At 39.7% G+C, this 14,011-nt stretch carries 12 protein-coding genes; 5 read left to right on the forward strand and 7 right to left on the reverse strand.

What is annotated here, in order from left to right; translation table 11 throughout:
* Window positions 1-229: 229 nt before the first annotated feature.
* Entirely contained in the window at window positions 230-1,102 is an 873-nt protein-coding gene (gene dapA, locus N0B48_RS05220; protein ID WP_259837241.1) for a 4-hydroxy-tetrahydrodipicolinate synthase, read from the reverse strand.
* 195 nt (window positions 1,103-1,297) lie between these two features.
* Here dapA and N0B48_RS05225 point away from each other — a divergent pair, with 195 nt between their 5' ends.
* From N0B48_RS05225 to recO, 4 genes are read left to right on the forward strand one after another with little or no spacing between them, the layout of a single operon-like run.
* Window positions 1,298-2,056 (forward strand): 5'-nucleotidase C-terminal domain-containing protein, encoded by a 759-nt coding sequence (locus N0B48_RS05225; RefSeq protein ID WP_259837243.1) that lies wholly within the window; start codon window positions 1,298-1,300, stop codon window positions 2,054-2,056.
* Window positions 2,056-3,006 (forward strand): bifunctional metallophosphatase/5'-nucleotidase, encoded by a 951-nt coding sequence (locus N0B48_RS05230; protein ID WP_259837245.1) that lies wholly within the window; start codon window positions 2,056-2,058, stop codon window positions 3,004-3,006. Before N0B48_RS05225 ends, N0B48_RS05230 begins: the two co-directional genes overlap by 1 nt.
* A gap of 1 nt (window position 3,007) precedes the next feature.
* A complete protein-coding gene (gene porZ / locus N0B48_RS05235; RefSeq protein ID WP_259837246.1) occupies window positions 3,008-5,269 on the forward strand; it encodes a type IX secretion system anionic LPS delivery protein PorZ in 2,262 nt (753 codons plus the stop codon).
* The gene (gene recO / locus N0B48_RS05240) at window positions 5,269-5,955 is read left to right on the forward strand and encodes a DNA repair protein RecO (RefSeq protein ID WP_259837248.1); all 687 of its coding nucleotides are present in this window, start codon (window positions 5,269-5,271) and stop codon (window positions 5,953-5,955) included. The genes porZ and recO overlap by 1 nt, the downstream gene beginning before the upstream one ends.
* A gap of 51 nt (window positions 5,956-6,006) precedes the next feature.
* Here recO and N0B48_RS05245 read toward each other — a convergent pair whose 3' ends face one another.
* The 4 genes from N0B48_RS05245 to N0B48_RS05260 all read right to left on the reverse strand — a co-directional run bounded on the left by N0B48_RS05245 (window position 6,007) and on the right by N0B48_RS05260 (window position 10,872).
* Complete coding sequence (locus N0B48_RS05245; protein ID WP_259837250.1) at window positions 6,007-8,664, reverse strand: MGH1-like glycoside hydrolase domain-containing protein; 2,658 nt, start codon at window positions 8,662-8,664, stop codon at window positions 6,007-6,009.
* Window positions 8,665-8,893: 229 nt separating this feature from the next.
* Window positions 8,894-9,703: a glucose 1-dehydrogenase gene (locus N0B48_RS05250; RefSeq protein ID WP_259837252.1), complete on the reverse strand. Its 810-nt coding sequence runs from the start codon at window positions 9,701-9,703 to the stop codon at window positions 8,894-8,896.
* 73 nt (window positions 9,704-9,776) lie between these two features.
* On the reverse strand, window positions 9,777-10,250 hold the full coding sequence (locus N0B48_RS05255) for a GNAT family N-acetyltransferase (RefSeq protein ID WP_259837253.1): 474 nt from the start codon (window positions 10,248-10,250) through the stop codon (window positions 9,777-9,779).
* A 4-nt stretch (window positions 10,251-10,254) separates the two neighbouring features.
* On the reverse strand, window positions 10,255-10,872 hold the full coding sequence (locus tag N0B48_RS05260; RefSeq protein ID WP_259837254.1) for a DUF1684 domain-containing protein: 618 nt from the start codon (window positions 10,870-10,872) through the stop codon (window positions 10,255-10,257).
* Window positions 10,873-11,006: 134 nt separating this feature from the next.
* Between N0B48_RS05260 and N0B48_RS05265 the strand changes: the two genes are divergently transcribed.
* On the forward strand, window positions 11,007-12,590 hold the full coding sequence (locus N0B48_RS05265; RefSeq protein ID WP_259837256.1) for a GMC family oxidoreductase N-terminal domain-containing protein: 1,584 nt from the start codon (window positions 11,007-11,009) through the stop codon (window positions 12,588-12,590).
* Here the strand turns inward: N0B48_RS05265 and N0B48_RS05270 are convergent.
* Both N0B48_RS05270 and N0B48_RS05275 read right to left on the reverse strand, forming a co-directional pair.
* Window positions 12,587-13,459 carry an AadS family aminoglycoside 6-adenylyltransferase gene (locus N0B48_RS05270; RefSeq protein WP_259837258.1) on the reverse strand — a complete coding sequence of 291 codons (873 nt, stop codon included), beginning with the start codon at window positions 13,457-13,459 and terminating at the stop codon, window positions 12,587-12,589. The genes N0B48_RS05265 and N0B48_RS05270 overlap by 4 nt on opposite strands.
* A 9-nt stretch (window positions 13,460-13,468) precedes the next feature.
* Entirely contained in the window at window positions 13,469-13,876 is a 408-nt protein-coding gene (locus tag N0B48_RS05275) for a hypothetical protein (RefSeq protein WP_259837260.1), read from the reverse strand.
* Window positions 13,877-14,011: the final 135 nt, after the last annotated feature.

Below are 14,011 nucleotides of genomic sequence, written 5' to 3' on the forward strand. Positions count from 1 at the left end.
ATTCACTATTGACAATTCACTATTCACTATTTATGTCAATGGTTAATTTTGCTTCGCAAGTGAATGGTCAATTTTTCACTGTACATTTAAAAATTCACTATTGACAATTCACTATTCACTATTTATGTCAATGGTTAATTTTGCTTCGCAAGTGAATGGTCAATTTTTCGCTGTTATTTAAAAATTCACGATTGACAATTCACAATTGACTCTTCACTATTCCCATTTTTTAAATCTTCTCCATTTCAGCTTTGATCTTCGCATACAATCCTTCGGAAGCAGGAACTAGCGGAAGTCTGAGATAATTTTTGATGATTCCTTTTTCTGTAAGAATCACTTTAATTCCGCAAGGGTTTCCTTCTGCAAAAATCAGTCTTGTGATGTCTACCAGCTTGTTGCTGATCTCGTAAGCTTCTTTCACTTTTCCTTCAAAAGCAAGCTGAACCATGGTAGAAAACTCTTTCGGATATGCCTGTCCTATTACGGAAATTACTCCGTCTCCACCCGCTAAAGTAACAGCAAGTGCATATTCATCATCTCCGGAAACCAGTGAGAATCCTTCAGGCTTCTTTCTTAAAATATCGAAATACTGAAGAATATTAGGTGCCGCTTCTTTGATCATGAATAAATTCGGGAATTCTTTTGCAAGACGGATGGTGGTATCTGCTTCAACATTCTGACCTGTTCTGGACGGAACGTTGTACATAATGATATTTTTACCGGTAGCAGCAAGCGCTTTATAATGCTGATAAAGTCCTTCCTGATTAGGTTTGTTGTAGTACGGAGCTACGGAAAGTACCGCTTCAAATGCAGAAAGATCCGTTTCTTCTATCTCTTTCTTAACTCCCAGAGTATTATTACCACCAATTCCTAACACTAAAGGAAGACGTTTATTATTAACCTTAATGATATGTTCAATCACCTGTTTCTTCTCCTCTTCAGAAAGCGTGGCAGCTTCCCCGGTAGTACCCAAAACAACTAAATAATTGGCTCCGTTTTCGATATTAAATTCAACAAGTTTCGTTAAACTGTCGAAATCAACGGATAAATCTTCATTAAAGGGTGTTACCAACGCAACACCTACTCCTTTTAAAATGCTCATCTGTTAGAATTATTTTTGTCAAATTTAATAATTTACGATAAGAATTTGTAATAAATAATAATGTTTTATTATACATATAATTATATTTGCATATACTAAAAGATAGTATGACATTGCTATGACCGAAGTTACTTATAAAAGTACTATAAGCACAGGCGATTACATATGACCTTTAAAAAAAATAATTTGCAACATATGAAAAATAAATTCTTGTTACTAGGAATTGCTCTGGCTTCCCTTACTGCCTGCAAGACAGCTTCTACGCTGCAGCTGGCAGAAGCAAAGCCCCAGAAAAATATTTCTATTAATAATGAGCTAAAGAATGATGAGGAGTTTGTAAAAGTTATTGAACCCTATAAGTTGAAGCTGGACAAGGAGATGAATCAGAAGATCTCCCACACCAGTGTAGACCTTACCAAGCAGGGCAATAACAGCAATCTGGGCAATCTTTTGGCCGATTATACCTTCGAAGGCGCAGATGTGTGGACGAAAAAGAATCTTCAGAAAAATGTAGATGCAGCCCTGATCAACATCGGGGGAATCCGTACCACCATCGGGAAAGGAGATATTCTTCTGAAAAGCGTTTTTGAAGTGATGCCTTTCGAAAATGAAGTGATCATTGTAAAAATGAAAGGTTCAGACCTTCAGGGACTTTTTGACTATTATGCAAAAACTCAGGTGAACAATCCTGTTTCCCATTTATACATTGAAACCAATAACGGACAGCTGACCCAATCCAAAATCGATGGAAAGCCTGTAGATCCTTCCAGGGAATATTACATCGCTACTTCCGATTATCTGGCGCTGGGTGGTGACAATATGAAATTCTTTTCCAAAGGAGAATCAATTTCTACGGGGATCAGACTGAGGGATCTTTTCATTGAATATTTCAAGAAAAATTCTGAAGTGGTTCCGAATACAGATGTTCGTTTAAATTTTACCGGTAAGAAATAATGGATAGAAAAAGTTTTTTAAAAGTAATAGGCGGTGGATCTTTAGCAGTAGCTTTAGCTCCCAATATGATGATGGCAGAAGAATTGAAACTCAATCCTTTTAAATCTGCGAATAAACTCACCATTCTTCATACCAACGATCAGCACAGCAGAATAGAACCTTTTGATGCCAGCTATACCAAAAATCCCAATCAGGGAGGATTTGCCAGAAGAGCAAGTCTGATCCAGCAGATCAGAAGTCAGGAAAGCAATGTCCTTCTTCTGGATTCCGGAGATATTTTTCAGGGAACTCCCTATTTCAATTTCTTTGGTGGTGAACTGGAATTTAAGCTGATGTCTATGATGAAATATGATGCTTCCACAATGGGGAATCATGATTTCGACAACAGCCTTGACGGCTTCTTAAAAGTGCTTCCGAATGCGAAGTTTCCTTTCATCTGCTCAAACTATGATTTTAAGAATACAGTTCTGGACGGAAAAACTTCGCCGTACAAGATTTTTAATAAGAACGGAATAAAAGTCGGCATTTTCGGAGTGGGTATCCAGCTGGACGGCCTTGTGGGCAAAAAGCAATATGGCGAAACCGTATACTCGGATCCTGTAGAAGTGGCGCAACATTATTCCAACTTCCTGAAAAACGAACAAAAATGTGATCTTGTGATCTGCCTTTCCCATATCGGCTACGATTATCACGATGATCCTAATAAAATAAGCGACAAAATTCTGGCTGCCAAAACAGAAAATATTGATATTATCTTAGGCGGACACACCCATACTTTTTTATCCGAACCCCAAACTTTTACCAACAGACAGGGTAAAAACGTTCTGGTGAATCAGGTAGGATGGGCCGGTCTTCTTCTGGGCAGAATAGATTTTTACTTTGACGCCAATAAAAACGTTAAGCATATTTCCTGGAACAACCAGGCGATAGACAGCAGTATAACCGTATAATATGAAAAAACTCTCTTTAATCTCTCTGGGTATATTAGCATCTCTGCAATTCATGGATGCACAGGTCATTTCATCAAAAAAATGGACGGATCTTTTTTCCTACAACAATGTCCTGGCCATGAAGGAGGACAATGGGAAAATAATTGCAGCCACAGAAAACGGACTGTTCTACTATACCGTCGCCACCGGAGAAGTGACCAAGCTGTCCAAAGCCAATGGTCTCCATGATATCAGTATCACGGCCTTCGACTATAATCCACAGACTAAAGTAGGAGTTATAGGATATGCGAACGGTTCTCTGGACATCATTACGCCGCAGGAGATTAAATACGTTGTTGATATACCTATCGCTACCGGCTATAGCGGGAGCAAAAGTGTCAACCATATTTCTATTACGGGAGATCAGGCTGTTGTTTCTGTTGGCTACGGACTGTCTGTATTCAATCTGAAAAAACTGGAATTCGGAGATTCTGCCTTCTTTATGAACGGTGGTGTTTATGAAGCCAGTAATGAAGCAACTATTTTTGGAAACAAGGTCTATTCTGTGACCAACAGTGGTCTGAAAAGCCACGAAATGAATATCACATTTCCTGTATTCTCTACATGGACTACGGAAATTCCAGGCTCATTTAAGCATATTGATGCCGAGCCTTCCTCAATGATCTTTTCTTCCGCTACATCTGCATTCATTTACAATAATGGCACCGGTACTCCACTTCCTGCTGCTTTCGGAAATATTAAGGATATCGTTTTAACGGCAAGCAATATTGTAGTAACGGACAGCAGAATTTATACTTTTGGCTTAAACGGAGTATCTTTAAATGCAGTAAGTCTTGGAGAAGACTGTAATACAGCCATAACAGTAAACGGAAAAATATACGGAGGAACTATACTTTCCGGAATAAAAGACGAAGGAAGCAGTACGTTTAAACCGTCCGGTCCTTATGCAAACTCTGCGTATAAACTCAATCTGTATGACAACAACCAGATACTGGTATCGTCAGGATCAAGGCTAAACAGATTTAATCAGCCGGCCATTAATCCCAAGAAACCGGGATTCTATTATTTCAACGGATCTGAATGGCTTCGTCCTTCTTTTTTCTCAACAACAACATCTCCCACGAATGTATTGGATGCTGCATTCAACCCTGCTGACAACAGCGAAGTATTTTTCACCAATTATACCACTACTGCCCAGGGAGTTTATAAAATGAAGTACAATGCCGGAACTAAAGATTTTGATTTTGTAAAACGCTACGACCTTGGGTCTCCGGGAGATTTTTCCCACCGTCCTGTAGGTTTTACTACGGATGCGCAAAATAATCTATTTGTCTCTTTCGGATTTAACTACGGAAGCCCTTCTATTGGTATTTATGATAGAGGAACCGATGATTTTATCATTAAAAAATTCGGATTATCAAGTGAAGCTATCCAAAAACCGGTGTATTATGAAAATATGTTGTGGATTCCTATTCCAAGGACGAACAACTTTATTGTATATGACTATAAAACTGCGGGTAACCTCTCTGATGACAGTGATTATATATTAAAAGATTCAAACGGATTTGCAGGAAACTCAAAAGGAACATTATCTGTTGCTTTTAGTAAATCAGGAGATGCCTGGATAGGAACAGACAGTGGTTTAAGAATACTACCCAATGCTGTGGCAGAAATAAAAACCCCGGATCCACAGGTGGAACCTATCATCATCGAACAGGGCGGACTTGGAGAGGAACTTTTCAGAGACTCTCAGATCCTTCAGGTAGAGGTAGATGCAGGAGATTATAAATGGATCTCTGTAGACGGAGGTGGTGTATATTATCTTTCTTCGGACGGCCAGAAGACCATCAAACATTTTACAAAAGAAAATTCCCCGCTTCCTACCAATTCCGTTACCGACATCAAGGTGGATAAAAAAACAGGAAAAGTATATTTTGCAACATTTAACGGTGTTGTAGCGTATCAGGGAGATGTGGCTGATGTGACTTCCAACTTTGGAGATGTAGTGGTTTATCCTAACCCTGTAGTCTATTCCAACTTTAAAGGAAAGGTGACCATAAAAGGTCTTGCAGAAAAAACAAACATCAGAATTGCTGATGCGGCAGGAAATGTCATACACTCGGCAGTGGCCAGAGGAGGTTATTATGAATGGGATCTTAACAACCAGAAAGGTACCCGTGTAGCGTCAGGTATTTATTTCGTCCTGATGACCAATGAAGACGGATCAGATAAAGCTACCGCAAAAATAGGTGTGGTTAATTAATGAATTCACAAAACGGATTTTTATTATCTTTCATAAAATACGGCGAAAATGATGCAGTTCTGCATTGTTTTACAGAAGAAGATGGCTTTCAGACTTATTTCGTAAAAGGGATCTATTCCAAAAGAAATAAAAAGAAGGCCCTGCTTCAGCCTTTGAGCATGCTCAGCTTTACCATCAATCCCACTAGAGGCAATGGAATTCCTTCCGTTTCAAGATTTGAACTGGTGAAAAGCCATGATATGTATATGGATATCAAAGCCAATACCGTCATATTCTTCATCTCAGATTTCCTGAATCAGGTTTTAAGACACGAAAATAAAAACCCGGGACTCTTTTTCAGCATCGATGAATTTATTAATGAACTGAACGGGAAAAACTATCAGTGCCATCTTCTTTTTTTAATTACAATTTTGAAAATTCAGGGAGTTGCCCCACTGATCAACGACGGGCAATATCTGGATCCGGAAACCGGAACGTTTTCTGTGAATTCTTCCCATCACCTGTTTACCGAAGAAATTTCAGCCATCTGGAAAACAGCTATGTGCTCTGAAAACCTCTACACGACAAAGATTCCCAACTCTTTAAGAAAAGATTTCCTGGACAGTCTTCTCGTCTATTATCATTATCATATTACAGATTTTAAAATCCCGGCATCGCTGGAAGTTATTCAGCAAATCTTTGAGTAGTTTGAGATCCTAAAAGTAACTCCCATCTTCCCTCTTCCAGCTCCCAAACTTTTACCCCTTCACTTCTCCCGGCATTTCCGTTTCAGACTCTGCCATTTCTTTTTTGGAAAATCTCGGTTGCAGGATTTTTGCGATCAGTCCTGTCCATCCCGTTTGGTGCGAAGCTCCTACTCCTCTGCCATTATCACCGTGAAAATATTCGTAGAATAAAATATAATCTTTGAAATCCGGATCGGTTTGAAATCTTTCGTATTGGCCATTCACAGGACGTTTTCCGTTTTCATCCTTTAAAAAGATTTTAGACAGTCTTTTGCTCAATGCATCTGCGATTTGGTCCAGATTGGAATAATTTCCACTTCCGGTAGGATATTCCACCATAAAATCCGGGCTGTAATAGAAAAAAAACCGCTGAAGACTTTCAATGATCAGAAAATTGATTGGAAACCAGATCGGCCCGCGCCAGTTGCTGTTTCCTCCGAAAAGACCACTATCACTTTCTGCAGGGGTATATTTTACACAATAATCCGTTCCGTTTAAGTTTAAAGTATAGGGATTATTTTCATATTCTTTGGATAAAGCCCTGACGCCATAATCGCTTAAGAATTCTTCAGGATTCAGCATTCTTTTCAAAAGTCTCTTTAATCTGTGTCCGCGAAGCAATGACAGAAGGTGTTTGGAATCCTGTCCTTTAACTTCCCATCTCGATACGAGCGAAGCCAGTTCCGGTTTATTGTCAAGAACCCATTTCATTCTCTTTTTGAAATTAGGCAACTTTTCGATCATCTCATCATCAATGACCTCAACGGCAAACATCGGAATCAATCCAACGATGGTCCGTAGTCTCAGATACATATGATCACCGTCGCTGGAAGCAATGGCGTCATAGAAAAATTCATCTTCCTGATCCCAAAGACTGAACTCCTCATCGCCCATATTATCCAGTGAATTGGCAATAGAAAGGAAGTGTTCAAAAAACTTCATCGCCATTTCTTCATACACATTATTGTAAAGAGCCAGCTCGAGAGCAATTCTCATCATATTCAGCGCAAACATAGCCATCCAGCTTGTTCCATCCGACTGTTCCAGCTGCTCACCATTCGGAAGCGTTGTATTCCGGTCAAAAACACCGATATTATCGAGTCCTAAAAATCCGCCTTCAAAGATATTATTGCCGTTGCTGTCTTTTTTATTCACCCACCAGGTAAAATTCATAAGCAGCTTCTGAAAAGCACTTTCCAGGAATTCAATATCTGGTTTTCCTTTGATGTATTCATCGATTTTAAACACTCTGAAAACAGCCCAAGCATGAACCGGAGGATTCACATCGCTGAAATTCCATTCATAGGCAGGAAGCTGTCCGTTGGGATGCATATACCATTCAAACAGGAAAAGTTTCAGCTGGTGTTTCGCAAAATCAGGATCGATCAATGAGAAGCTGATGGTATGAAAAGCCAGATCCCATGTCGCATACCAAGGATATTCCCATTTATCGGGCATTGAAATGATATGCTCGTTATTGAGATGTTTCCACTCATAGTTCCGAATCTTCTCTCGCGATTTGGGAGGCGGTACTTCTGCAGGATCGCCTTTCAGCCATTTTTCTACATTGTAATGATAAAACATTTTATTCCAGAGCATTCCTGCGAAAGCTTGCCGCTGAACCAGTTTTTCATCCTCCGTTTTTATTCCGTCCTGAATTTCAGCGTAAAACTCATCGGCTTCTTTTTTTCTTAGTACAAAAATTTCTTCGAAATCAGCAAACGGTTCCTTCAAATCTTTATCCGTCATCCTGAATTCAAAAGTCCTGGATTCTCCGGCTTTCAGGGTTTCATCAATAAAAAAGGAAGCTTTCGTTCCGGTACCTTTTGGATCGATCGCCTGAGAATTTCCTTTAATCACAAAATCATTGATCCCGTCTTTACAGTATTTTGCTTCATTAGCCGACTGATACAGTCTTTCAATATTGGTTTCATTGTTACAAAACAATGCCTTTGAAGACTTTTTTGCATAGATATTTTTAATGCTAAGATCTTTATGATTAATCTCAATACGTTCCGCATCTTCACTGTTCAATTGTGGTTTGTAATCATCATATCCCCAATTCCACGTATTCCTGAACCAAACCGTTGGTAATATTACAATCGGGGCTTCTTTTTCAGATTTATTGATGACCGTCAGTTTTATCAAAATATCATGCTCGCTTTCTTTAGCATATTCAATAAACAGATCGAAGTATTCATTCTGATCAAAGATTCCGGTATCGATCAGTTCATATTCCGGTTCATCCTTGCTTCTTTCTGCATTGGTTTTTAAAAGATCTTCGTATGGAAAAGCATTCTGTGGATATTTGTACAGCATTTTCATATAAGAATGCGTAGGCGTGGAATCCAGATAATAGAAATATTCCTTCACATCTTCCCCGTGATTTCCCTGTCCGTTGGTGAGGCCAAAGAAACGTTCTTTCACCATTTTATCTTTCTTATTCCAAAACCCTATAGAAAAGACCAGCTTCTGAAGATCATCACAGATCCCACAAATGCCTTCCTCACCCCAACGGTAAGTTTTGGCTTCTGCCGTATCATGATTGGTGTAATTCCAGGCATCCCCGTTTCCGCTGTAATCTTCACGGACGAGCCCCCATTCGCGGTTGCTGACGTAGGGTCCCCATTTTTTCCATGCGAGATCTGAAAGTCTTTGTTTTTCGGACATGTATTTGCTTTTTTGTAAAATTTATTGATGAATAGGGAAAAGACGTGAGATATCAGACATCAGATTTCAGATATTTTAGGCGCTGGTACTGGTGGCTTCGGGAGCCTCAGCCACCGGGTATTAGTCGGTTATTCAATGCTTTCAGACTCACAGCTTTCAACCCTAAAACTCTCAAACTCTTAAACTCTTAAACCCTAAACCCCTCATACTCTCAAACCCCTAAACCCGCCTATCCTCCCGTAGAAAAGCTCTCGAAAGTTGTCATTCCGCCATCTACAAAAATGCTTGTTCCGGTGATGTAGTCAGCGAGGTCACTTGCGATGAAAGCGGCTAAATTTCCAATATCCTTTGGCTGTCCTATTCTATTGTATGGGATAAGGTTCAATAATGAATTCAATGCTTCCGGAGTGCTCCAGGCATCTTTATTGATGGGCGTTTGAATAGCACCGGGACAAATCGAATTAACACGGATCTTATTGGCTCCGTATTCCTGAGCAAGAGTCTGCATCAGCATTCTGACGGCACCTTTGCTGGAGGCATAATTGGCATGACCGGCCCACGGAATAATTTCGTGAACAGAACTGATATGAATGATTTTTCCACAGGCAATGGAACGGGAAGTATCTATACCTCTACGCAGAAATTCTTTAATGGCTTCGCGGGCGCAGAGAAACTGTCCGGTAAGATTCACGCCTATGACCGCATTCCATTGATCGATGGTCATTTCGGTAAATTTTGCGTCTTTCTGAATTCCGGCATTATTGATAAGAATATCTACGGTTCCGAATTGGGAAACGGTATCCTGAAACATTTTGATCACCTGATCTTCTTTGGAAACATCGCACTGGTATGTGATTCCTTTCCCTCCGGCATCTGTAATTTCTTTTAAAACAGCTTTCGCCTCATCTGTTGATCTCTCTGAAGAATGATTGACGATTACTATAGCACCGGCATCTGCCAAAGATTTTGCAATTCCTGAACCTATTCCGCTGGATGCTCCCGTAACGACAGCTACCTGATTGCGAAGTGATATTTCCATATTTTATAATTTGATGTTACTCAAAGTTATGGAAACAATTCACCAGGATGGAATTTTTAAATTTAAAATTTTCTTAAAGTTTTTTATACATCAGGTATTGGGGACCGCTTCTTCCCATTCTACTTTTACCATCGTACAGGTATCCGGTTTTCAGATAAACATGATAAGCCGGAATATTTTTCTGATTGACTGCAAGGACAATTTCATTACAGTCCTGAAAATTTTCCTTTACAAACTCATCAACGATCTGCATCGCTCCTTTTCCAATTCCTCTTCCCTGTAAGCCAGGATTTATGGATAAAGACCTTATCAGAACTGATTTTTTATTATCGGTCAGGTCAAGCTTATCTTCTCCAAAGTCCAAAACGAAAAATCCGGAGGGTTGATCATCTTCAAATACCGTAATGGCAAACGCTTCAGAATCATTTCTCTCACTGATTCTTTTCAAAGCCTGTTCTACGGTTGACGTATACTGCTGCTGATTTTCATCCAAGGCATAATTAAGCCCTGAGAAATCTTCCTGTTTAAAAAAAGCTAAGTTGATCATATTCTTAATGATGATAAATATCCTGATACATTACACCTGCTCTGATTTCTACCGGAAGTCTGTTTTCTTCAGGAACAATCGGGCAGTTGTAATCGTAGGCGTTATAGGCACAATAAGGCTGGTAGGATTGGTTGAAATCCAGAACAATCGTGTTTCCTTTCGGAATTTTCAGATCCATATATTTTCCGCCGCCGTATGTGTCTTTCTCGTTCGTAGCATCGCGGAAGGGAAGAAAAAGATGGTCTTTATACTTTTCCTGTTTGATCAGATCGAGACTTTGGTATAAGGTCAATGTATAAGGTTTCCCGTCCAGTTCAAATGTCGCTTTTCCATATTCACGGTAAGACTTGGTTTTACCGGAAGAAGTAGGAAGATCAAAAGGCTGTGGATTTTCTGTTTTAACAAATTTAGCAGTCACTCTGTATTTTAAATCAACCAGAAAGAAGGGATGTTCTTTAAAATTAGTAAAATTGTCTCCGCGTAAAGGCGTTTCCTTGGGATTAAGATATTCAGCATTAAGTTCTTTTTGAAATTTCTTGATCTCCAAAATTTCTTTTGAAGCCTTTTTCTGGGCAAAAATAAACAGTGGGAACAGCAGAAGTATGATTAGGTATTTTTTCATGAATGCTTCAAATTATAAGTAAAACTATGAATTTTTCATGGCATGAAAAGTTAAAATTGTAATAAAAACACACAATCTGTTTTAAATAATACCTGTTCCATTTTCTTTAGCATATTTTTTGACCCAGTGAGCACATGGACAGAAAGAAATTCATTAAAACAAGCATTCTCGCTGGAGCAGGTTTTTATTTCCTCAACACGGATCTGTTTAAGGCGATGCAGCCCAAAACCGGTCTGCAGGAAAAAGAAATCACCGATGCTCCCATCCTGATTATCGGAAGCGGATATGGAGGTGCTGTTTCTGCCCTGCGTCTCTGTGAAGCCGGAAAAAAAGTAGTGATGCTGGAGATGGGTCTGAACTGGGAAAAATCAGGAATTCCATTTTCCAATATGCTGAAGCCCGGAAAAAGTGCAGCGTGGCTGAAAAAGAAAACGATTGCTCCGTTTATGAATATTTTTTCTTTAACCCCATTTACCGGAACGCTGGACAGAATGGATTTTGAGCATATCAATATCTGGGTCGGAAGAGGTGTTGGCGGCGGTTCTCTTGTCAATGGCGGAATGGCCGTGACTCCCAAGGAAAGCTATTTTAGGGAAGTTTTCCCTGATCTGGATGCTGATAAATTCTACAGTACTTATTTCCCATTAGTCCATAAAGAATTAAAAGTCAATGTCATTGGCGAACAGTTTTTAAAAGACTGTCCTTATTACAAATTTACCCGTGTTGGTGAGGCCGAAGCCCATAAAGCAGGCTTTAAAACAATAAGAGTTCCGAATGTCTACGATTTTCAATACATGGAGAAGGAATATAAAAATGAAGTTCCCCGATCGGCTTTCAATACGGAAGTGATTTATGGAAATAATCATGGCAAAAACAGCCTGGATAAAACCTATCTCAAAAAAGCACTGGAAACCGGAAACCTTGAAATTCTGGATCTTCACTGTGTAGAAAATATAAAGCTTAATGAAGATAAAACCTATACTTTAAACGTTCAGCAAACGGATACTTCGGGAGCTGTGGTTGCTGATAAAGTATTCAACTGTAAAAAACTGATTCTTGCCGCAGGAACTATGGGAACTTTGAGACTGCTGTTAAAATCCAATGCAGTCAATCATTTTCCGATTCATGAACAGATTGGAAAAAGCTGGGGCAACAATGGTAATTTTATGACCGGCAGAAACTGGGTAAAACCTTTGTCAGGTGGAACTGGTGCCAAACAGTCGACAATTCCTGTGGGTGGTATTGATAACTGGGAGGACAAGGAACATCCATTTTTCACAGAGATCGCCCCACTTCCGATGGGCATGGATGTGGCTACCGCTTTATATCTGCTGATCAACCGGGTGGATAAAAAAGGAGAAGTTTCTTATAATGTTAATTCCCAAAAACTCAATCTGAACTGGGACCAGAGCAATACTGCGAAAATGAAGGAGAACGCTGATTATTTCATCAAAAAGATGAACCGGGCCAACGGCGGGACCAGAAGTCATTTTCTGTTTAATAATGGTTTCGGAGCAGATGTGTGCTATCATCCGCTGGGAGGCTGTGTATTGGGTAAAGCGACTAATGAATACGGGAAATTAAAGGATCACAACAATCTGTATGTTTTGGATGGCTCTTTAATTCCGGGAACTATTGGGGTCAATCCGTTTGTAACCATTACGGCTATTGCAGAATACTGTATTGAGAATTTAATCAGACAGAATGAATTTGCCTAAGGTTGAGGCATTGATTTCACCTCATCCAGGTATTTCCTGATATCATTTTCCAGCTTCTGAGGATATTCAAAATGAAGGTTTTCGGCTAAAGCTGTCCCGAGTTCATGAAACAGATCAGCGAAAGCGTACAGTGCACGCCAGTTATCTTCTATATCGCTGGCTGAGAAAGTCGCTTCTACTTTTGTCCAAAGATCTGCAGACAGGTGTTTTTTGAAAAGGCGGCCGTGTTTATTGGTCGTTATATTGTTCCAGTCGTGGAAACTGGCAATATACCATTCAATGAGCGGAACCAGATAATCTGTCCTGATCACATCTTCGGACATGAATTTAGCATAAAAAAGATCACCGCGTTTAAGGCATTTGGCTACATAAGTCGTATCCCACCAGAAATCATTCATCAGTTGCCGGAACTTCTGCTCTGTCGGGCGATGGATCATAATGGATTGATAGGTTGGCGGTTTCAAATCTTTAGTCAATTGGTCTTTGTCCACCAAAACTTTATAACCCACATCCCAATCCTCCGGAAGAGTGTCTGCCTGAACTTCTTGTATAAACTCTGATTTTTGATATAGTTTAAAATCAACCTTCACATGATCGGTGTACAGCACCATTTTCATCGCGTGTTTCCCGTCAAAATAAGTCTCATCTTCTTCCACCATGGAAATGGGTTCGCCAAAAAGGAAGACCCATTGTTTATCTATGACATATTCCTGCACATTTTCAAAGACCAACTCTACATCAAGGTCACTGAAATCATCTACAGGCGCATAAGGATTCACCAGCGAACTGGTCAGCAGCACAGCACGGACATCGGGATTCTTTTCTGCCCAAGTGATGATCTGTTCCAGTTTTTCCTCCCGTGCTTTCATCGTTTTCTGTTAAAAAGATTCTGAGATTTTCACCCGATAAACATCAAGAGAATTTCTTTTAATAGATTCTACAAAAAATCCGCCTTCTTCAGGAATGACTTCTTTCAGATCAAAGCTTTTACAGTCTCTAGGCAACCCGGAAAACACTAGTGTAAACCAGAAATCCCGCATAAACGGTACAGCTGTCCAGTTGGGATAAATCGTAATATTTTCAGCATGAATCAGCTTACTTTTATGCTCAGACTGGTTGTCCAAAAGATAGGTGGAATTCCAGATCCTGATCAGGTTTCCTAAAAACGGTGATGCCGGAAAGCAGCAGTGTACAATGACCTGCTTCTCCTCTTCTATTTTAGTTTGAAGGGATTCCAGCAGTTCTTTAGCGATAATGGGTTTTACGAGTATTTCTTCAACCTCCATAGATAATGAGTAATAGGTAACGAGTGGTTAGTTGTGAATTTTGCTTCGCAAGTCAATTGTCAATGGTGAATTTTTCAATTCTGTTTGTAAAATTCACTATTCACATGACAATCGTGAATTTTGGATTTTGGATTC

The sequence above is a fragment of the Chryseobacterium herbae genome (assembly GCF_025154075.1).
Classification (GTDB): Bacteria; Bacteroidota; Bacteroidia; order Flavobacteriales; family Weeksellaceae; genus Chryseobacterium; species Chryseobacterium herbae.

Excerpts from the sequence above, each read along its gene's own strand:
- dapA (WP_259837241.1), bottom strand. The coding sequence starts at position 1,102 with ATGAGCATTTTAAAAGGAGTAGGTGTTGCGTTGGTAACACCCTTTAAT.
- N0B48_RS05225 (WP_259837243.1), top strand. The coding sequence starts at position 1,298 with ATGAAAAATAAATTCTTGTTACTAGGAATTGCTCTGGCTTCCCTTACT.
- N0B48_RS05230 (WP_259837245.1), top strand. The coding sequence starts at position 2,056 with ATGGATAGAAAAAGTTTTTTAAAAGTAATAGGCGGTGGATCTTTAGCA.
- porZ (WP_259837246.1), top strand. The coding sequence starts at position 3,008 with ATGAAAAAACTCTCTTTAATCTCTCTGGGTATATTAGCATCTCTGCAA.
- recO (WP_259837248.1), top strand. The coding sequence starts at position 5,269 with ATGAATTCACAAAACGGATTTTTATTATCTTTCATAAAATACGGCGAA.
- N0B48_RS05245 (WP_259837250.1), bottom strand. The coding sequence starts at position 8,664 with ATGTCCGAAAAACAAAGACTTTCAGATCTCGCATGGAAAAAATGGGGA.
- N0B48_RS05250 (WP_259837252.1), bottom strand. The coding sequence starts at position 9,703 with ATGGAAATATCACTTCGCAATCAGGTAGCTGTCGTTACGGGAGCATCC.
- N0B48_RS05255 (WP_259837253.1), bottom strand. The coding sequence starts at position 10,250 with ATGATCAACTTAGCTTTTTTTAAACAGGAAGATTTCTCAGGGCTTAAT.
- N0B48_RS05260 (WP_259837254.1), bottom strand. The coding sequence starts at position 10,872 with ATGAAAAAATACCTAATCATACTTCTGCTGTTCCCACTGTTTATTTTT.
- N0B48_RS05265 (WP_259837256.1), top strand. The coding sequence starts at position 11,007 with ATGGACAGAAAGAAATTCATTAAAACAAGCATTCTCGCTGGAGCAGGT.
- N0B48_RS05270 (WP_259837258.1), bottom strand. The coding sequence starts at position 13,459 with ATGAAAGCACGGGAGGAAAAACTGGAACAGATCATCACTTGGGCAGAA.
- N0B48_RS05275 (WP_259837260.1), bottom strand. The coding sequence starts at position 13,876 with ATGGAGGTTGAAGAAATACTCGTAAAACCCATTATCGCTAAAGAACTG.